At 67.9% G+C, this 19,078-nt stretch carries 13 protein-coding genes and 1 tRNA gene; 2 read left to right on the top strand and 12 right to left on the bottom strand.

All coding sequences use genetic code 11. From position 1 onward, the window contains the following. Positions 1-11 precede the first annotated feature (11 nt). The 7 genes from rpsG to rplJ form a co-directional block, all read right to left on the bottom strand. Entirely contained in the window at positions 12-482 is a 471-nt protein-coding gene (rpsG, locus tag PFX91_RS13435; RefSeq protein WP_285731840.1) for a 30S ribosomal protein S7, read from the bottom strand. Positions 483-484: 2 nt separating this feature from the next. Further along, positions 485-856 (bottom strand): 30S ribosomal protein S12, encoded by a 372-nt coding sequence (gene rpsL, locus PFX91_RS13430; RefSeq protein ID WP_014912437.1) that lies wholly within the window; start codon positions 854-856, stop codon positions 485-487. Positions 857-1,316: 460 nt separating this feature from the next. Further along, complete coding sequence (locus PFX91_RS13425; RefSeq protein ID WP_285731839.1) at positions 1,317-3,896, bottom strand: hypothetical protein; 2,580 nt, start codon at positions 3,894-3,896, stop codon at positions 1,317-1,319. A 126-nt stretch (positions 3,897-4,022) separates the two neighbouring features. After that, entirely contained in the window at positions 4,023-7,901 is a 3,879-nt protein-coding gene (locus PFX91_RS13420; RefSeq protein WP_285731838.1) for a DNA-directed RNA polymerase subunit beta', read from the bottom strand. 34 nt (positions 7,902-7,935) lie between these two features. Further along, complete coding sequence (gene rpoB, locus PFX91_RS13415; protein WP_285731837.1) at positions 7,936-11,403, bottom strand: DNA-directed RNA polymerase subunit beta; 3,468 nt, start codon at positions 11,401-11,403, stop codon at positions 7,936-7,938. Between the two features lie 744 nt (positions 11,404-12,147). Next, positions 12,148-12,537 carry a 50S ribosomal protein L7/L12 gene (gene rplL / locus PFX91_RS13410; RefSeq protein WP_285731836.1) on the bottom strand — a complete coding sequence of 130 codons (390 nt, stop codon included), beginning with the start codon at positions 12,535-12,537 and terminating at the stop codon, positions 12,148-12,150. Positions 12,538-12,633: 96 nt separating this feature from the next. Further along, positions 12,634-13,161: a 50S ribosomal protein L10 gene (gene rplJ, locus PFX91_RS13405; RefSeq protein ID WP_285731835.1), complete on the bottom strand. Its 528-nt coding sequence runs from the start codon at positions 13,159-13,161 to the stop codon at positions 12,634-12,636. A 617-nt stretch (positions 13,162-13,778) separates the two neighbouring features. On the opposite strand from rplJ, the gene PFX91_RS13400 reads away from it, so the two are divergent. Beyond that, positions 13,779-14,624: an SCO4651 family lipoprotein gene (locus PFX91_RS13400; protein ID WP_352231671.1), complete on the top strand. Its 846-nt coding sequence runs from the start codon at positions 13,779-13,781 to the stop codon at positions 14,622-14,624. A 75-nt stretch (positions 14,625-14,699) separates the two neighbouring features. Here the strand turns inward: PFX91_RS13400 and rplA are convergent, their stop codons facing one another. The 5 genes from rplA to PFX91_RS13375 all read right to left on the bottom strand — a co-directional run bounded on the left by rplA (position 14,700) and on the right by PFX91_RS13375 (position 17,579). Further along, on the bottom strand, positions 14,700-15,377 hold the full coding sequence (gene rplA / locus PFX91_RS13395; protein ID WP_285731834.1) for a 50S ribosomal protein L1: 678 nt from the start codon (positions 15,375-15,377) through the stop codon (positions 14,700-14,702). 117 nt (positions 15,378-15,494) lie between these two features. Then, the gene (gene rplK / locus PFX91_RS13390; protein ID WP_285731833.1) at positions 15,495-15,923 is read right to left on the bottom strand and encodes a 50S ribosomal protein L11; all 429 of its coding nucleotides are present in this window, start codon (positions 15,921-15,923) and stop codon (positions 15,495-15,497) included. Positions 15,924-16,199: 276 nt separating this feature from the next. After that, the gene (nusG, locus tag PFX91_RS13385; protein WP_285731832.1) at positions 16,200-16,988 is read right to left on the bottom strand and encodes a transcription termination/antitermination protein NusG; all 789 of its coding nucleotides are present in this window, start codon (positions 16,986-16,988) and stop codon (positions 16,200-16,202) included. A 168-nt stretch (positions 16,989-17,156) separates the two neighbouring features. Continuing rightward, positions 17,157-17,411 (bottom strand): preprotein translocase subunit SecE, encoded by a 255-nt coding sequence (secE, locus tag PFX91_RS13380; RefSeq protein ID WP_285731831.1) that lies wholly within the window; start codon positions 17,409-17,411, stop codon positions 17,157-17,159. A gap of 95 nt (positions 17,412-17,506) precedes the next feature. Next, positions 17,507-17,579, bottom strand: a tRNA-Trp gene (locus PFX91_RS13375). Positions 17,580-17,800: 221 nt separating this feature from the next. Here PFX91_RS13375 and PFX91_RS13370 point away from each other — a divergent pair. Continuing rightward, positions 17,801-19,009 carry a pyridoxal phosphate-dependent aminotransferase gene (locus PFX91_RS13370; protein ID WP_285731830.1) on the top strand — a complete coding sequence of 403 codons (1,209 nt, stop codon included), beginning with the start codon at positions 17,801-17,803 and terminating at the stop codon, positions 19,007-19,009. Positions 19,010-19,078 lie beyond the last annotated feature (69 nt).

The following is a 19,078-nucleotide window of genomic DNA, read 5'->3' as shown; positions in this document are numbered from 1 at the left end:
AATCCGCTGCTTTACCAGCGGTAGTGCGCGAAGGCCTTGTTCGACTCGGCCATCTTGTGCGTGTCCTCACGCTTCTTGACGGCCGCGCCGAGACCATTGCTGGCGTCGACCAGCTCGTTCATCAGGCGCTCGGTCATGCTCTTCTCACGACGCTGACGCGCGTAGGAGACCAGCCAGCGCAGGGCCAGCGTGGTGGACCGGGAGGCGCGGACCTCGACCGGCACCTGGTAGGTCGCACCACCGACGCGGCGGCTGCGGACCTCGAGCGCGGGCTTGACGTTGTCCAAGGCCCGCTTGAGAACGACGAGCGGGTCCTGGCCGGTCTTCTCGCGAGCGCCCTCCAGGGCGTCGTAGACGACGCTCTGGGCGAGGGAACGCTTGCCGTCGACCAGCACCTTGTTGATCAGTGCGGTGACGAGCGGCGAGCCGTAGACCGGGTCGGTGATGAGCTGGCGCTTCGGCGCCGGGCCCTTGCGCGGCATGCTTACTTCTCCTTCTTGGCGCCGTAGTGGCTACGTGCCTGCTTGCGGCCCCGGACACCCTGGGTGTCGAGCGAACCGCGAACGATGCGGTAACGGACACCCGGCAGGTCCTTCACACGGCCACCGCGAACGAGCACGATGCTGTGCTCTTGCAGGTTGTGACCGATGCCGGGGATGTAGGCCGTGACCTCGATGCCGCTGCTCAGCTTGACGCGAGCGACCTTACGCAGAGCGGAGTTCGGCTTCTTCGGCGTGGTGGTGTAGACACGCGTGCAAACACCACGACGCTGCGGACTCCCCTTCAGCGCCGGGGTCTTGTTCTTTGCGACCTTGTCCTGTCGGCCCTTACGGACCAGCTGCTGAATGGTGGGCACCGCGTCTCCGTCTTCCTCGTGACCTACGCCGGTTCTCGTAGCCGATATCGCTATTGACCTGCTGCTTTTCCCGAACTTCTCCGGCCCCCGCTGTCGGGCGTGTCGCGCTCGTTCCCGAGCATGGGGAAAGGCTATGACGCGCAGCCGGGCAACCGGTTATGGGAGGGGGTTCACATGCACCGCGCGCCGTGGGTCCTCACCTGGCGGGACCCGGCGCCGCACTCGATACGTGCGACCCATCGACTCACAGGCACAATCACACAGGTTACCGCTTGCCATCAGGGTGGTCAAAACGGTGTGCGACACGACGGAAACCATGGAACTGGTTCTCGCGCAGCCGTGGGTCGACTACCAGTCTACGCGGTTCTGGAGCCGTTTCGTCCCCGGTTCTCGCGTGGATCGTCGAGAAGAAACGGCCGCCTCCCCTGACGAACATTGTCGCGGGGAGGCGGCCGCGGCACTACAGGATCAGCCAAAGGGCGACGGAGATCACTGTCACCAGGATGCCGATCACCGCGAAGACCGTGCCCGCGGTGATCAGGCCGAGGCCGTCGAGCTGACCGTTGGATCCACGGATGGCCCTCTTGGCCTTGGGCCCGGTGACCAGCAGTGTCAGCAGGGCGAAGACCAGACCGAGCCCCGGTATCAGCGAGGCCACGCCCAGCCACAGAGTGACGAGTGCGCCCCTTTCGGTGTCGGCCAGGAAGTCGATGCTGTCGTAACCGGGATAGGGATCACCCGCCTCGCCGCCGAGGGGACGGTCGTCGAAACCGGGGAAGTCGTCGGCGATGGGGTCCTTGCGTCTCCTCCTCACCGGGGTCTCGGGCATGCCGTAGTCCGCCGGCGTGAAGCCGTCGTCGTACTCCCGCTCCTCCGTGCCCCCCTCGGTGTCGACCGCCGCCCGCTCGTCGTACTCCCGGTCGTGGTCGTGGCCCGGGGCGTCGGTCTCGGGGTCTCCTCCGTCGTCCGCCACCCGCGCGGCGTCGTCCGCGTTCTCACCCCTGGAGCGTGCGCGCGTCTGCATGGCGGCGATCGCGCCCAGGGGATCGTCGGAGGCGGGGACGGCCGCGGAGAGTTCGCCGGTGTCGGGACCTCCCCACTCCGCCTCGGTGGGCGTGCCCGTGGCTGCGCCCCTGCGCCGTTCCTCGGCCTCACGGACCACGTCCGGCAGCCGGGGGTCGTTGCGGTCGAACGCCCAGGTGTTGCCCGTGCCTCCCTGTGCTTCGCCGGTCCACGGTCCTCCGGTTCCCGTGTCGGCCCGGCCGTCGCCGTCCTCCCACCGAGGAGCCCACGGCTCGGGGGCACCGCCGTCCGTGGTGCGTCCGTCGATCTCGCCGGACCCCACGTTCGGCTCCTCGTCCCAGGAGCGGCCGTGGTCTCCGAGGGGGTCGTCCTCCTGCGGAACGTCGACGCGCCAACCGGAGGAGGTCTGCGCCTCGCCGTTTCCTCCCGTCGGGTACGTCCCCACCGTGTCGGTTCTCTCCCCGGTCCCCGGTACGGCGGAGGACGGTGTGTTCCAGGAGGTGGTGGGACGGTCCTCGTCCCAGGAGGCGGGGCCGAGCTCGTCGACCTCCTCACGCCCGGAGGCGGCACTCCACCCGCCCCCGTCCGTCGGCTCCGAAGCGTACTCACCACCGGGAACGCCCGCCCACGACCGGCCGGCCTCCCCGAATCCGTCGCGTTCGTCCGAACGACCCTCACCAGGATCACCCGCACCGGAATCCCGCCCGACGGCGGAACCCGCGTCCCAAGATCGCTCCGCGAACGACGCGTCACCATCGGAACCCCGACCGTCCACCGGCCCCGGCTCCCACGACCCGCCACCGACCACACCGGCATCGGGAACACCGGCATCGGGGACACCCACCGAACCCGCCGCGGACGGCGACGAGTCCCACGAGGCGGTGGGACGGTCCTCGCCCCAGGAGGCGGGACCGAGCTCGTCGACCTCCTCACGCCCGGAGGCGGCACTCCACCCGCCCCCGGAGAACGTCCCGGGGTCCCCTCCCGAGGAGGTGTCCCGTCCGCCCTCACGCGGGTCGACGTCCCACGACCCGTCGTCGGCCGCACCGGAGGAATCCGACACGGACGGCGACGAGGCCCACGAGGGCGTGTCGGGCTCCTCGTCCCAGGAGGCGGGACCCAGCTCGTCGACCTCCTCACGCCCGGAGGCGGCACTCCACCCGCCCCCGTCCGTCGGCTCCGAACCGTACTCACCACCGGGAACGTCCGCCCACGACCGGCCGGCCTCCCCGAACTCGCCGTGTTCGTCCGAACGACCCTCACCGGAATCCCGCCCGACGGCGGAACCCGCGTCCCAAGGCCGCCCCGCGAACGACGAGCCACCATCGGAACCCCGACCGTCCACCGGCCCCGGCTCCCACGACCCGCCACCGACCACACCGGCATCGGGGACACCCACCGGACCCGCCGCGGACGGCGACGAGTCCCACGAGGGTGTGTCGGGCTCCTCGCCCACCGGCCCGCTCCAGGCGTCCGCGCCGAGCACCCCGGTCTCTTCTCGGGCCGGACCGGGGTCCCACGGCCGGTCCTCCTGCGCGTCGGGACCCTGGACATCGGGCCCTCGGAGGCCGTCGTCCTCGGTCTGCCCCGGGGTCGGGAGGCCGCCGTCCTTCCCCCAGGAGCCCACTGCGGCGATCTGCTCGGTCCGCGGCCCCTCGGGGTGGTCGCTCTCGGGAAGGGGCACCCGCGCGCTGCCCGCCACACCCGGCAGACCGGGTTCCTCGGGATCGCCCGGAACCCTGGTCAGCGGCCGGTAGGCCGCCTCTCCCGCTCCGGGGTAGGAGATACCACCGGAGGTCGGTGGACCGCCCAGCGCCTCTGGATAAGGCTCCGCCAGAGGGGGGCGGGACGAACTCAGCCCCGTGTAACCCCCGCTGTCAGGAAAGACCGTCTCCGCGCTCTCCTGCTCCTCCAGCGGGTCCTGGTACTCCGACTGTTTGCGGTAGCGGTTCTCGCTCGGCTTGAACCATGAGTCCTCCGCTCCGGAATCCCGCCGTTCTCCCCCGTTATCAGTCACCTGTGCCTCTCCCGCCAGCGCAGCAGCGCCGTTTTCCTTCCGCGTCAGCGGACCCTCTACGCGCGACGGCGGCGGTACCACTCCCCGCGGGGAGTGGTAGACCGCCGCCGTCAGTACAGCAAACCGTTATCGGTTGTACGGCCCGAAGTCGTACTCCTCCAGCGGGACGGCCTCGCCCGACCCCTGACCGAAGGTGTACTCGCTCGGTTCCTCGTACCCGGAGACCGAGTACATCGAGGCCTTGGCCTCCTCTGTCGGCTCCACCCGGACGTTGCGGTACTGCGGAATACCCGTACCGGCCGGGATGAGCTTACCGATGATGACGTTCTCCTTGAGGCCGAGCAGCGGATCGCTCTTGCCGTGGATCGCGTTCTCGGTGAGCACCCGGGTGGTCTCCTGGAAGGAGGCCGCGGACAGCCAGGACTCCGTGGCCAGCGAGGCCTTGGTGATGCCCAGCAGCACCGGACGCCCCGCGGCGGGCTGGCCGCCCTCGGAGACGACCCTGCGGTTGATCTGCTCGAACTTGGGACGCTCGACCATCTCACCGGGCAGCAACTCGGTGTCGCCCGACTCCAGGATGTTCACCCGCTTGAGCATCTGGCGAACGATGATCTCGATGTGCTTGTCGTGGATGGAGACACCCTGCGACTTGTACACCTCCTGGACCTCCGACACCAGGTGCTGCTGCACCGCGCGCGGACCCTGGATGCGCAGGACCTCGTGCGGGTCGATCGCACCCTGGATCAGCTGCTGGCCGACCTTGACGGGGTCGCCGTCGGCCACCAGGAGCTGGGCTCGCATCGGTACCGTGTAGGCGATCTCGTCGGTGCCGTCGTCGGGGATGACGACGATCTTGCGGCTCTTCTCGGTGTCGTCGATCCGGATCCGGCCCTCCATCTCGGAGATCGGGGCCACACCCTTGGGGATGCGGGCCTCGAAGAGCTCCTGGACACGGGGCAGACCGTGGGTGATGTCCTGACCGGCCGAACCACCCATGTGGAAGGTCCGCATGGTCAGCTGGGTACCGGGCTCACCGATGGACTGCGCCGCGATGATACCGATCGCCTCACCGACGTCCACCGGCTTGCCGGTGGCCATGGAGCGGCCGTAGCAGGTGCTGCACACACCGATCTTGGCCTCGCAGGTCAGCGACGAGCGGATGCGGACCCGGGTGATCCCGGCCTCGATCAGCTTGTCGATGTTCTGCTCGGAGGTGTCGCTCAGCGCCGGCAGGATCACGTTGCCCGCGTCGTCCAGCACGTCCTCGGCGACGGTACGGCCGAAGCCGGTGTTCTCGACGTTGTGCTTGCGCACCACGACGCCGGCCGCGTTCTTCTCACCGATCTCGTGCCACAGCGACCGGTCGGTGCCACAGTCGACCTCGCGGACGATGACGTCCTGGGCCACGTCCACCAGGCGCCTGGTCAGGTAACCGGAGTCCGCGGTACGCAGAGCGGTGTCGGCCAGACCCTTGCGCTGACCGTGCGTGGAGATGAAGTACTCCAGCACGGACAGGCCCTCGCGGTAGGAGGACTTGATCGGACGCGGGATGGTCTCACCCTTGGTGTTGGAGACCAGGCCCCGGATACCGGCGATCTGGCGCACCTGCATCGGGTTACCGCGGGCGCCGGACTGGACCATCATCCACACCGGGTTGTCCTCGGGGAAGTTCTCCTCCATGTTCTGGGCGACCTCGGTGGTGGCCTGGGTCCACACCTCGGTGAGCTCCTGACGGCGCTCCTCGTCGGTGATCAGGCCGCGGTCGTACTCGCGCTGGATCTTGTCGGCCTTGCGCTCGTAGGAGTCGAGGATCTCCTTCTTGCGCGGCGGCGCGACGACGTCCTCGATACCGATCGTCAGGCCGGACCTGGTGGCCCAGTGGTAACCGGCGTCCTTGAGGGCGTCCAGGGTCGTGGCGACCTGGATCTTCGGGTAGTTCTCGGCCAGGTCGTTGACCAGGGTCGAGATCTGCTTCTTGCCCACGCGGAAGTTGACGTACGGGTAGTCCACCGGGGTGGTCTCGTTGAACAGGTACCGCCCCAGGGTGGTCTCCAGGGTGTACGGGTCTCCCTGCTCCCAGCCCTCCGGCGGCGTCCAGTCCTTGGGAGCCGGAGCGCCGTCGGCGATCCGCAGCCGGATCTTCGCCCGCAGGTCCAGCTCGCCCAGGTCGTAGGCCATGATCGCCTCGCCCGGGGACTGGAAGAAGCGGCCCTCGCCCTTGGCTCCCGCCTTCTCCGTCGTCAGGTAGTACAGGCCGATCACCATGTCCTGGGTGGGCATGGTCACGGGCTTGCCGTCGGACGGCTTGAGGATGTTGTTGGTGGCCAGCATCAGCAGCCGTGCCTCGGCCTGGGCCTCGGCGGACAGCGGCAGGTGCACGGCCATCTGGTCACCGTCGAAGTCGGCGTTGAACGCCGTGCACACGAGCGGGTGGATCTGGATGGCCTTGCCCTCGACCAGCTGCGGCTCGAAGGCCTGGATGCCCAGACGGTGCAGGGTCGGGGCACGGTTGAGCAGCACCGGGTGTTCGGTGATGACCTCTTCGAGGACGTCCCACACCACGGGGCGGGAACGCTCCACCATGCGCTTGGCGCTCTTGATGTTCTGCGCGTGGTTCAGGTCGACCAGGCGCTTCATCACGAACGGCTTGAACAGCTCCAGCGCCATCTGCTTGGGCAGACCGCACTGGTGCAGCTTCAGCTGCGGGCCGACCACGATGACCGAACGGCCGGAGTAGTCGACACGCTTGCCCAGCAGGTTCTGGCGGAAGCGACCCTGCTTGCCCTTGAGCATGTCGGACAGCGACTTGAGCGGACGGTTGCCCGGTCCGGTGACCGGGCGTCCACGGCGGCCGTTGTCGAACAGCGCGTCGACGGCCTCCTGGAGCATCCGCTTCTCGTTGTTGACGATGATCTCGGGCGCACCGAGGTCGAGAAGCCGCTTGAGACGGTTGTTGCGGTTGATGACACGGCGGTACAGGTCGTTGAGGTCGGAGGTCGCGAAGCGCCCACCGTCCAGCTGCACCATCGGACGCAGGTCCGGCGGAATGACCGGGATGCAGTCCAGCACCATGCCCATGGGGCTGTTGCGGGTGTTGAGGAAGGCCGAGACGACCTTGAGCCGCTTCAGGGCACGGGCCTTCTTCTGGCCCTTGCCCGTGCGGATGGTCTCACGGAGCTTCTCCGCCTCCTCCTCCAGCTCGAAGTTGGCGAGCCGGTCCTGGATGGCCTGAGCGCCCATGCCGCCACGGAAGTACTTGCCGAAGCGGTCCCGCATCTCGCGGTAGAGCATCTCGTCGCCCTCGAGGTCCTGGACCTTGAGGTTCTTGAACCGGTTCCAGACCTCGTCGAGGCGGTCGATCTCGCGCTGGGCACGGTCGCGCAGCTGACGCATCTCGCGCTCGGCCGCCTCGCGGACCTTACGACGTGCGTCGCCCTTGGCGCCCTGCTCCTCCAGCTCGGCGAGGTCGGCCTCCAGCTTGCGGTGGCGGTCCTCGACGGTGGAGTCGCGGCGCTGCTCCATGTGCTGCTTCTCGACGGAGATCCGCGCCTCCAGGGACTGGAGATCGCGCTCGCGGGCCTCGGTGTCCACCCACGTGACCATGTAGGCCGCGAAGTAGATGATCTTCTCGAGGTCCTTGGGCGCGAGGTCCAGCAGGTAGCCCAGGCGAGAGGGCACGCCCTTGAAGTACCAGATGTGCGTGACGGGTGCGGCCAGCTCGATGTGGCCCATCCGCTCACGGCGCACCTTGGCACGGGTCACCTCGACGCCGCAGCGCTCACAGATGATGCCCTTGAAGCGGACTCGCTTGTACTTGCCGCAGTAGCACTCCCAGTCCCGGGTGGGGCCGAAGATCTTCTCGCAGAAGAGGCCGTCCTTCTCGGGCTTGAGGGTGCGGTAGTTGATGGTTTCGGGCTTCTTGACCTCGCCGTGCGACCACTGGCGGATGTCGTCGGCCGTGGCCAGGCCGATGCGCAGCTCGTCGAAGAAGTTGACGTCGAGCACTTAATTCGTCCCCTGCTCTCGAAGAATGCGGAAGTTAGACCTCTTCGACACTGCTCGGCTCGCGCCGACCCAGGTCGATTCCCAGTTCCTCCGCCGCGCGGAAGACGTCCTCGTCACTGTCCCGCATCTCGATGGACATACCGTCACTGGACAGCACCTCCACGTTCAGACAGAGCGACTGCATCTCCTTGATGAGCACCTTGAAGGACTCAGGGATACCCGGTTCGGGGATGTTCTCGCCCTTGACGATGGCCTCGTAGACCTTGACCCGGCCCACCACGTCGTCGGACTTGATGGTGAGCAGCTCCTGGAGGGCGTAGGCGGCGCCGTAGGCTTCCAGCGCCCACACCTCCATCTCACCGAAGCGCTGGCCACCGAACTGCGCCTTACCGCCCAGCGGCTGCTGGGTGATCATGGAGTAGGGACCGGTGGAGCGGGCGTGGATCTTGTCGTCCACGAGGTGGTGGAGCTTCAGGATGTACTTGTAACCGACGGAGATCGGCTCGGCGAAGGGTTCACCGGTACGGCCGTCGAACAGCCGCGCCTTGCCCTCGGCGTTGACGAGGCGGTCGCCGTCGGCGTCGGGACGGGCCGACGCGATCAGGCCGCTGAGTTCGTCGCCGTGCAGGCCGTCGAAGACGGGCGTGGCCACGAGGGACCCCGGCGGCACGTCGGCGGCGCCGATCTCGTGCAGCGTCTTCTGCCAGCCCTCCTCGGCCTCCTCGACCAACCAGCCGTGCTTGGCCAGCCAGCCCAGGTGGACCTCCAGGACCTGGCCGACGTTCATCCGGCCGGGGACCCCCAGCGGGTTGAGGATGATGTCGACCGGCGTTCCGTCCTCCAGGAAGGGCATGTCCTCCTGGGGAAGGATCTTGGCGATGACGCCCTTGTTGCCGTGACGACCGGCGAGCTTGTCACCGTCGGTGATCTTGCGCTTCTGGGCCACGTAGACGCGGACCATCTCGTTGACACCGGGAGCGAGCTCGTCGCCGTCCTCGCGGCTGAACACGCGCACGCCGATGACCTTTCCGGTCTCACCGTGCGGCACCTTGAGCGAGGTGTCCCGGACCTCGCGGGCCTTCTCGCCGAAGATGGCGCGCAGCAGGCGCTCCTCCGGGGTCAGCTCGGTCTCGCCCTTGGGCGTGACCTTGCCGACGAGGATGTCGCCGTCGACCACCTCCGCACCGATGCGGATGATGCCCCGGTCGTCCAGGTCGGCGAGGACCTCCTCGCTGACGTTGGGGATCTCCCGGGTGATCTCCTCCGGACCCAGCTTGGTGTCGCGGGCGTCGACCTCGTGCTCCTCGATGTGGATCGAGGACAGGACGTCGTCCTGCACCAGACGCTGGGAGAGGATGATCGCGTCCTCGTAGTTGTGGCCCTCCCAGGACATGTACGCCACGAGCAGGTTCTTGCCCAGTGACATCTCGCCCTGGTCGGTGGAGGGGCCGTCCGCGAGGACCTGGTCCGCCTCGACCCGGTCGCCCTCGGACACGATCGGCCGCTGGTTGAAGCAGGTGCCCTGGTTGGAGCGCAGGAACTTGCCCATGCGGTAGGTCTTGCGCGTGCCGTCGTCGGCCATCACGGTGACGTAGTCGGCCGTGACGTCCTCCACGACGCCGGCCTTCTCCGCGAGGATGACCTCCCCGGCGTCGGTGGCGGCGCGGTACTCCATGCCGGTACCGACGTAGGGCGCCTCGGCCCGCAGCAGGGGCACCGCCTGACGCTGCATGTTGGAGCCCATGAGCGCGCGGTTGGCGTCGTCGTGCTCCAGGAAGGGGATCATCGCGGTGGCGACCGACACCATCTGGCGCGGCGACACGTCCATGTAGTCGACCTCGTCCGAGGTGACCTGCTCGAAGTCCCCGCCCTTACGGCGCACGAGCACGCGCGACTCGGCGAAGGAGCCGTCGGCGGCCAGCGGCGTGTTGGCCTGCGCGATGACGTAGAGGTCCTCCTCGTCCGCGGTGAGGTAGTCGACCTGGTCGGTGACCCGGCCGTCGACGACCTTGCGGTACGGGGTCTCCACGAAACCGAAGGAGTTGACCCGGCCGTAGGCGGCGAGAGAGCCGATCAGTCCGATGTTGGGACCCTCGGGGGTCTCGATCGGGCACATACGACCGTAGTGCGACGGGTGCACGTCCCGGACCTCGAAGCCCGCACGCTCACGGGACAGACCGCCCGGACCCAGCGCCGAGAGGCGACGCTTGTGGGTCAGACCCGCGAGCGGGTTGGTCTGGTCCATGAACTGGGACAGCTGCGAGGTGCCGAAGAACTCCTTGATGGAGGCCACGACGGGGCGGATGTTGATCAGGGTCTGCGGCGTGATCGCCTCGACGTCCTGGGTGGTCATCCGCTCACGGACCACGCGCTCCATCCGGGCCAGACCCAGACGGACCTGGTTCTGGATGAGCTCGCCGACGGTGCGCAGGCGACGGTTGCCGAAGTGGTCGATGTCGTCGGTCTCGATCGGACGGAGGCCGTTGACGGTCTCCTTCTCGGTCTCGCCCGCGTGCAGGCGGACGAGGTAGTCGATCGTGGCGACGATGTCCTCTTCGGTCAGCGTGCCCTGCGTGTACTCGGTGTCCAGACCGAGCTTCTTGTTGATCTTGTAGCGCCCGACCTTGGCCAGGTCGTAACGCTTGGGGTTGAAGTAGAGGTTCTCCAGGAGCGCCTGGGCCGACTCCTTGGTCGGAGGCTCGCCCGGACGCAGCTTGCGGTAGATGTCCAGCAACGCGTCGTCGGTACCCGCGGTGGGGTCCTTCTCCAGCGTGTTGCGGATGGACTCGTACTGACCGAAGCGCTCCAGGATCTGCTCGGTGGTCCACCCCAGTGCCTTGAGCAGGACGGTCACGCCCTGCTTACGCTTGCGGTCGATGCGGACGCCGACGAAGTCGCGCTTGTCGACCTCGAACTCCAGCCAGGCACCGCGGGACGGGATGACCTTGCAGCCGTACAGGTCCTTGTCCGAGGTCTTGTCGACGGACTTGTCGAAGTACACGCCCGGCGAACGGACCAACTGGGACACGACGACGCGCTCGGTACCGTTGATGATGAAGGTGCCCTTGGCGGTCATGAGCGGGAAGTCGCCCATGAACACCGTCTGGCTCTTGATCTCACCGGTGTCGTTGTTGATGAACTCCGCCGTGACGAACATCGGGGCGGAGTAGGTCATGTCCTTGTCCTTGCACTCCTCTTCGGAGTACTTGGGCGGCTCGAACCGATGGTCTCGGAACGACAGGGACATCGTGCCCGAGAAGTCCTCGATCGGGCTGATCTCCTCGAAGATCTCTTCCAGACCGGACTGCTCCGGAACGTCCTTGCGTCCAGCGTTTCGGGCTGTCTCAACCCGGGTCTTCCACTTGTCGTTGCCCAGCAGCCAGTCGAACGACTCGGTCTGAAGGGCGAGGAGGTTCGGGACCTCCAGTGGTTCCTGGATACGGGCGAAGGAAACGCGGTGCGGACCAAGGGCGTTAGCGGAGGCGTTGCGCGAGGCTGCCAACAGGGGTCCTTCCGAAGGCTTGTGGCGGTTGAAGCGCGCACGCCAGACGATCCGTCATGAGAGGGACCGCCGCAACACGGTTGAGACGGTCACATCGTGCGGGAACGGGCCACCGCATGCCCGGAAAGGGAAGCGGTCGACGGCCGTTCACCAGCACAGGGATCACCAAGGGCAGCGCAAAAGAGCAGTGTAGCCGAATACCACACCGCTGTCCAACCACGGTCCACAGCGCCATTCACGACACCGGCAGGATCACCCGTGGAGGGCGATCCGTCAACCCCGACCGGAGGGTTTTTCGAACCCGGGTCGGGGGGACCCGGGTCCATGCTCGCGGACCGGTGCGCCTGCCCTGGCCCGGGGGTGGAGCCGACGGACATCCCAAGGATTCCCCCGCCGTGGACGGGTAAACACTTCCTCGGGCCCCACCGGGATTCCCCGGCACGGGACGATATCGCGTCCGGGGGACGATCCGCACACGCACCCCCTCGCCGGGCCCCGCCCAGCCTCGCACACACGGAGGCGACGGCGGTGGCGGACACGGCGACGGTCCCGCAAGTGGCCGGGGCGTCCCACGGACCGCACGGCGGCGTGGAGGGACACCGGTCCGGTCGCGGCCGGACCGCGTATCAGGATAGCGAAGCAAAGCCCCCGGAAGGTCCCCGGGAAGACGAACGCGGCCGTTCCTCCCCGGGGAGGAACGGCCGCGCGGTACGGACCGACGGCCCCGTGAGGGGCCGAGCGGGACTACTTGAGGGTGACGGTGGCGCCGGCGCCCTCCAGGGCGGCCTTGGCCTTCTCGGCCGTCTCCTTGTTCACGCCCTCCAGCAGCGGCTTGGGAGCGCTGTCGACCAGGTCCTTGGCTTCCTTCAGGCCCAGGCTGGTGAGACCGCGGACCTCCTTGATGACCTGGATCTTCTTGTCGCCGGCGGCCTCGAGGACGACGTCGAACTCGTCCTTCTCCTCCTCCGCGGCGCCCTCTCCGCCACCCTGACCGGGGGCGGCGACGGCCACGGCGGCCGGAGCGGCGGCGGTGACGTCGAACTTCTCCTCGAAGAGCTTCACGAACTCGGAGAGCTCGAGAAGGGTCATCTCCTCGAACGCGGCAAGCAGGTCATCGTTGCTGAGCTTCGCCATGATGCGATCTCTCTTTCTCTACGGACACGCGCGCCTGTCGGCTTCACGTGCGAGCCGGTGGACGGGCGCGGCGGCGCCCGTCGGGGTCGGGTGTGGTCAGGCGGCTTCCTGGGAACGCTTGTCCGCCAGGGCCTGCGCCAGGCGCACGGTCTTGGAGGGCAGCGCCTGGAAGACGGCGGCGGCCTGGCCCTGCTTGGCCTTGAGCGCACCGGCCAGCTTCGCCAGGAGAACCTCGCGGGACTCCAGATCGGCCAGCTTGGTGACGTCCTCGGCGCTCATCGACCTGCCGTCGATGACGCCGCCCTTGATCACCAGGGGCGAGTTCGCCTTCGCGAAGTCACGCAGACCCTTGGCGGCCTCCACCACGTCGCCGTGGATGAAGGCGATCGCGGAGGGGCCCTCCAGCAGGTCCTTGACCTGCTCGTCGATCCCGGCCTCGGTGGCCGCGATCTTGGTCAGCGTGTTCTTGACGATGCGAAAACGCGCGGTCTGGCCGAGGCTGCGTCGCAGTTCTGTGATCTGCGCGACGCTGAGCCCCCGGTATTCGGTCAGCACGGCGCCGTTAGAGCCGCGGAACTCCTCCGCGATCTCGGCGACCGCGGCTGCCTTGTCCGGCCTCGCCATGGGACTCCTTCCAACATTGTCTGTGTCCCCCGCCCGAAGGCGGGGTCTCCGCCCCCGGTGGGGAGGAGTTCCTGCTTCGTCGCCGGAAGCCGCCCCGGGCCGAGCCGGGAGGGACTCACTCCGCCTCCACAGGCGTTCGGGCCCGAAGGCCCCGGATCCCGGTGGACCACCGGTACCGGCCGGAGAGGAGACGCTGGTCGGTTCCCACAGGGCCCGTGTGATGGGCGTCGACACGAAAAAGGCCCCGGACGCCAGGCGCACGGGGCACGACCACGTTCTGCTGGACGCACGACGTGCGTCCGGAACGGGAAGCTTCTGTGACACCTGCGCGGGCGCCCATCGCGGACGGGCCTTAGGTTCACCCCTTCGGGTGACGACCAGCGGTCTTCGGCAGAAACCCATCGTACTGCACGGGCGAGGGTGCTCGTCCACTTCCAGCGGGAGGGAGGGGTGATCGCTCTCACGTGGAGCAGGGCCGCGGAATCGTACGGAACGGCGAACAACGCGATAACGGCCGCCCCGATCGACTCGGAACGTCCGAGTGCCATGGCAACATGTTCCACTCGGGACTCCCTCCAGGAGTGCCCGTCCCCCGAAGCGAGAAAGCGAAGTTCTTCGTGAAGACCCGTATGCCGGCCCTGTTCGCCGCCGGCGCCCTGGCCCTGTCCCTCACCGCCTGCGGCGGCGACGCTCCCGAGAAGGAGCCCGCCGGTGAAGCGGCCGAAGAGCCGAAGGAGAGCAGCGGCGGCGGCATCCTCGAGCTGCTCTCCAGCCTCGGGGACAACACCAAAGACGTCGACAACTACACGCTCGACATCAGCATGGCCATGCCCGACCCCGACTTGGGGGAGCTCGACGTGACCATGACCTACGAGGTCATGGACGACCCCGAGGTCGCCCAGATCACCATGGTCATGCCGTTCATGGGGGAGATGCTCCTTGAGCTCGCCCAGCTGGGCGGGGGGAACCCCGACCTGACGGCCGAGGAGCTGAGCACCAGCATCTTCATCGTCCCGACGGAGGGCGAGTCCCTGGTGTCCAACCACAACGGGCTCTACGAGGTGGACACCCCGTGGGCGCGCGGCGTGGACGATGCCGACGGGATGGCCCCCGACGAGATGTTCGACACCCGGGACCTGCCCGAGATCGCCGGAGCCTTCGCCTCGATCGACCAGATCGAGGAGAAGGGGACCGAGGAGGTCAGCGGTGTCGGAACCACCCTGGTCGAGGGCACGATGACCAGTGAGGACATCGACGACCTGACGCCGGAGCAGAAGCGGGCCGTGGACGGGATGCTGGACGGACTCGAGGGAAGCGTGGACGTCTCCCTCTGGATCGCCGACAACGGCTTCCCCATGCGCATGGACTTCTCCGACGACGAGGCGGACATCTCGCTGGTCTTCTCCGCCATCGGCGAGACCTCCTTCGAGATCCCCGGTGAGGACGAGATCACCGACCTGTAGGAGCTCCCCGTACACGGAACGGCCCCCGACGTCCCTGGAGGGACGTCGGGGGCCGTTCCCCGTGTGCGGACGAACTCAGACCTCGAGCGGGATGCTCGGTCCCATGGACGTGCTGACCACGCCCTTCTTGACGTAGCGTCCCTTGGCGGCGGACGGCTTGAGGCGGTTCACCTCGTCCATCGCGGCCTGGTAGTTCTCCAGGAGCTGCTGCTCGCCGAAGGACGCCTTGCCGATGATGAAGTGCAGGTTCCCGTGACGGTCCACGCGGAACTCGATCTTGCCGCCCTTGATGTCGGAGACGGCCTTGGCCACGTCGGGCGTGACGGTGCCGGTCTTGGGGTTGGGCATCAGGCCACGCGGACCCAGGACACGGCCGAGGCGACCGACCTTGCCCATGAGGTCGGGGGTGGCCACGACGGCGTCGAAGTCCGTGAAGCCCTTGGAGACCTTCTCGATCATCTCGTCGTCGCCGATGAGGTCGGCGCCGGCGGCACGGGCCTGCTCGGCACGCTCACCGGTCGCGAAGACCAGGACCCGAGCGGTCTTACCGGTGCCGTGCGGCAGGTTCACGGTGCCACGGACCATCTGGTCGGCCTTGCGGGGGTCGACGCCCAGACGCAGGGCGACCTCGACGGTCGCGTCGAACTTGACGCTGGAGGTCTCCTTGGCGAGCTTCACGGCCTCGGCGGGGCTGTGGAGCCTCTCGCGGTCCACCAGCTGGTTGGCTTTGCGGTAGTTCTTGCTGCGCTTCACGCTGTTCTCCTCAGGAACATGTGGTCACCGGGCCAGCGCTTGGCCCTGCCACTGTGGTTCGTGGACGCCGAGCGTCCTGGTCACCCGGCCCCGTGTGGACCGGCGTCACCGTACGGCCTACTTGACCTCGATGCCCATCGAGCGGGCGGTGCCGGCGACGATCTTGGTGGCGGCCTCGATGTCGTCGGTGTTGAGGTCGGGCAGCTTGGTCTGCGCGATCTCACGGATCTGCTCGGCGGTGATGGAACCGACCGAGCTGCGGCCCGGGTCGGTCGCGGCCTTGTCCACCCCGGCGGCCTTCAGGATCAGCTTGGGAGCCGGAGGCGTCTTGGTGACGAAGCTGAAGGAACGGTCCTCGTAGATGGAGATCTCTACGGGGATGACGTTGCCGCGCTGGGACTCCGTGGCAGCGTTGTACTGCTTGCAGAAGTCCATGATGTTGACGCCGTGCGGACCGAGAGCGGTACCGACCGGCGGCGCCGGAGTGGCCTGACCTGCGGGGAGCTGCACCTTGACGAGTGCGGCCAGTTTCTTCTTCGGAGGCATGTCGGGTCCTTCGCCTGAATCTGCGTTGTGTGGTGGCCCCTGCCTCCCTTACGGAGTCGCACGGCCATGGGGCCGGGACGCCGCTGCCGGGGAGGCGTGATCCCACGCGTCACCGACGCTGGGCTCCGACCCGCCGGGGCCGGGCGGGTCGGGGCGTGTCCCGACGGAGCGGGACACGCGAGTGGGTCCGCCACGTGGCGGACCCACCAAGTCTATGGTGCCCACGGGGGTGCCTCAGCAGTTCCCCGGGGTCGTGCACGGATCCGTGGAGTCGTCCTAGATCTTGGCGACCTGGTTGAACGACAGCTCGACCGGGGTCTCACGACCGAAGATCGACACCAGCACCTTGAGTTTCTGGGTGTCCGGGCTGATCTCGCTGACCGTCGCGGGAAGGGTCGCGAACGGACCCTCCATGACCGTGACGGACTCGCCGATCTCGTAGGCCACGTCGACGCGGGTCTCTCCCTCCACGCCCGCCTTGGCCTGCTGCGCCTGCTCCGGCTCCTTCTCCGGCTCGGGCGCGAGCAGTTTGGCCACCTCGAACAGGCTCAGGGGAGCGGGCTTGTTGGACAGGCCCACGAAACCGGTGACGCCCGGGGTGTTGCGGATCGCGGCCCAGGACTCGTCGGTCAGGTCCATGCGTACGAGCACGTAGCCGGGCAGGACCTTCTCGGTGACCTGCTGACGCTTGCCGCTCTTGACCTCGGTGACCTCGTGCTCGGGTACCTCGACCTGGAAGATGTACTCCTCCATGTTGAGGGACTGGGTACGGCTCTCGACGTTGGCCTTGACCCGCTTCTCGTAACCCGCGTAGGTGTGCACGACGTACCACTCGCCGGGCAGCAGCATCAGTTCGTTCTTGAACTCCTCGACGGGATCCGGGCGGGGAGCCTCTTCCTCGTCGGTTTCACCCTCGTCGGCTTCACCGGTCAGCTCCGGGCTGTCGGTGTCGGCCTCTTCGGCCGCGTCCTCCGTCAGCTCGCCCGCCAGGCCGGCCTCTTCCGCCGACGCCTGATCCGGCTCCTCTTCGGGGAAGTCGTCAGAGGTCAGTGGGGACTCGGACACGGCTGCTCTTTCTCTCGTCGGAATCGCTCTGCCGGGCGACGCACGCGAGACAGCGCCGTGCGTCGTACCCAGTCATGCCAGCTTACGGTCTCTCCGTGTGGGCCGGGACCAACGCGCGGACGAGGAGGACCGCGTCCGACTCGCCCGGACGCGTGGCGGAAAGGACCGTCAGACGCCCTGCGGGGTGCCGAAGGTGCCGTACAGCCAGGTGACGGCCTCGCCGAAGCCCCAGTCGAGAAGGGAGACGTAGCCCAGGACGATCAACACGAAGACGAGGACCACGATGGTGTAGGTCACCAGCTCGCGGCGCGTGGGCCAGCGAACCTTGCGCAGTTCACCGACGACCTGCTTGGTGAACGTCACCGGACCGGTACGACGCTTGGGCTCCTTGTCGGGCTTGGCGTCGGCGTCAGTCTGAGTCACCTGGGGTCCTTAGGGTCGCGGGCTATGGATCGTCCCCGTAGTTCCTATGCCCGCGTGGCACGGTGGTGGACCACCGCGCCACGCGGGCGAACGTGCAGGGCAGGAGGGACTCGAACCCCCAACCGCCGGTTTTGGAGACCGGTGCTCTGCCAATTGAGCCACTGCCCTCAGCGGAACTGCTCTTCCACCATATCCGGTCCGGACGCGCTACGCACACCGTACGGTAGGTAACACATAGGACACGAACGGTCGGCATCGAGGATTCTACGCGCTCCGGGGCGCCGAACCAAACCACGCGCCGTCGCGGAGGGGAGCGGGACCTCCTGACACCCCACCCACCGTGGCTTCCCGCGCGCCCCCGCCCCGAACACGCATGACAACATGGACACATGACTGATCGACCCCGTGTCTCTGCACGCATCAGCGCCATCTCCGAGTCCGCCACGCTCGCCGTGGACGCCAAGGCCAAGGCCATGAAGGCGGAGGGCCGTCCCGTCATCGGCTTCGGCGCGGGGGAGCCCGACTTCCCGACGCCCGACTACATCGTCGAAGCCGCCGTCGAGGCCGCCCGTGAGCCCCGTTTCCACCGCTACACGCCGGCCTCCGGACTACCCGAGCTGAAGCAGGCCATCGTCGACAAGACCCGGCGTGACTCCGGGTACGAGGTGGAGCCCTCCCAGGTCCTGGTGACCAACGGCGGCAAGCAGGCCATCTACGAGGCTTTCGCGGCCATGCTCGACCCGGGCGACGAGGTCATCGTCATCGCTCCGTACTGGACCACCTATCCCGAGTCCATCAAGCTCGCGGGCGGTGTCCCGGTCTTCGTCGTCACCGACGAGAGCACCGGTTACCTGGCCTCCGTGGAGCAGCTCGAGGAGGCGCGCAGCGAACGCACCAAGGTGCTGGTGTTCGTCTCCCCCTCCAACCCCACCGGTGCCGTGTACCCGCGTGAGCAGGTCCGCGACATCGGCCGGTGGGCCGCCGAGCGCGGCCTGTGGGTGCTGACCGACGAGATCTACGAACACCTCGTCTACGGGGACGCCGAGTTCGCGTCGCTGCCGGTGGAGGTGCCCGAGATCGCCGACCGCACCGTCATCGTCAACGGTGTGGCCAAGACCTACGCCATGACCGGCTGGCGTGTGGGGTGGATCATCGGCCCCAAGGACATCGTCAAGGCCGCGGGCAACCTACAGTCGCACGCCACCTCCAACGTCGCCAACGTCTCGCAGGCCGCGGCCCTGGCCGCGCTCTCCGGCGATCTGGAGGCCGTGGCGACGATGCGCGAGGCCTTCGACCGCCGCCGTCGGACCATCGTGCGCATGCTCAACGAGATCGACGGCGTGGTCTGCCCCGAACCGCAGGGTGCCTTCTACGCCTACCCGTCCGTCAAGGGAGTGCTGGGCAAGGAGATCCGCGGCCGTACCCCGCAGACCTCCACCGAGCTGGCCGAGCTCATCCTCGAACAGGCCGAGGTCGCCGTGGTGCCCGGCGAGGCCTTCGGGACCCCCGGATACCTGCGGCTGTCCTACGCGCTCGGCGACGAGGACCTCGCCGAGGGCGTGAGCCGCATCCAGAAACTGCTCGCCGAGGCCCGGTAGACCGCGCCTCCCCGGCCGGACGCGCCCCGGTGCCCTGACCCGCACCGGGGCGCGTCCGCGTCCCGGGAT

The organism is Nocardiopsis sp. ATB16-24 (genome assembly GCF_030271535.1).
GTDB lineage: Bacteria > Actinomycetota > Actinomycetes > Streptosporangiales > Streptosporangiaceae > Nocardiopsis.
The sequence above is the reverse complement of the archived record's forward strand: the minus strand, read 5'-3'. Positions and strand labels throughout refer to the sequence as shown.

Coding starts and splice junctions, on each gene's coding strand:
- rplL (WP_285731836.1), bottom strand. CDS start 12,537: ATGGCGAAGCTCAGCAACGATGACCTGCTTGCCGCGTTCGAGGAGATG.
- rplJ (WP_285731835.1), bottom strand. CDS start 13,161: ATGGCGAGGCCGGACAAGGCAGCCGCGGTCGCCGAGATCGCGGAGGAG.
- PFX91_RS13370 (WP_285731830.1), top strand. CDS start 17,801: ATGACTGATCGACCCCGTGTCTCTGCACGCATCAGCGCCATCTCCGAG.
- rpsG (WP_285731840.1), bottom strand. CDS start 482: ATGCCGCGCAAGGGCCCGGCGCCGAAGCGCCAGCTCATCACCGACCCG.
- rplK (WP_285731833.1), bottom strand. CDS start 15,923: ATGCCTCCGAAGAAGAAACTGGCCGCACTCGTCAAGGTGCAGCTCCCC.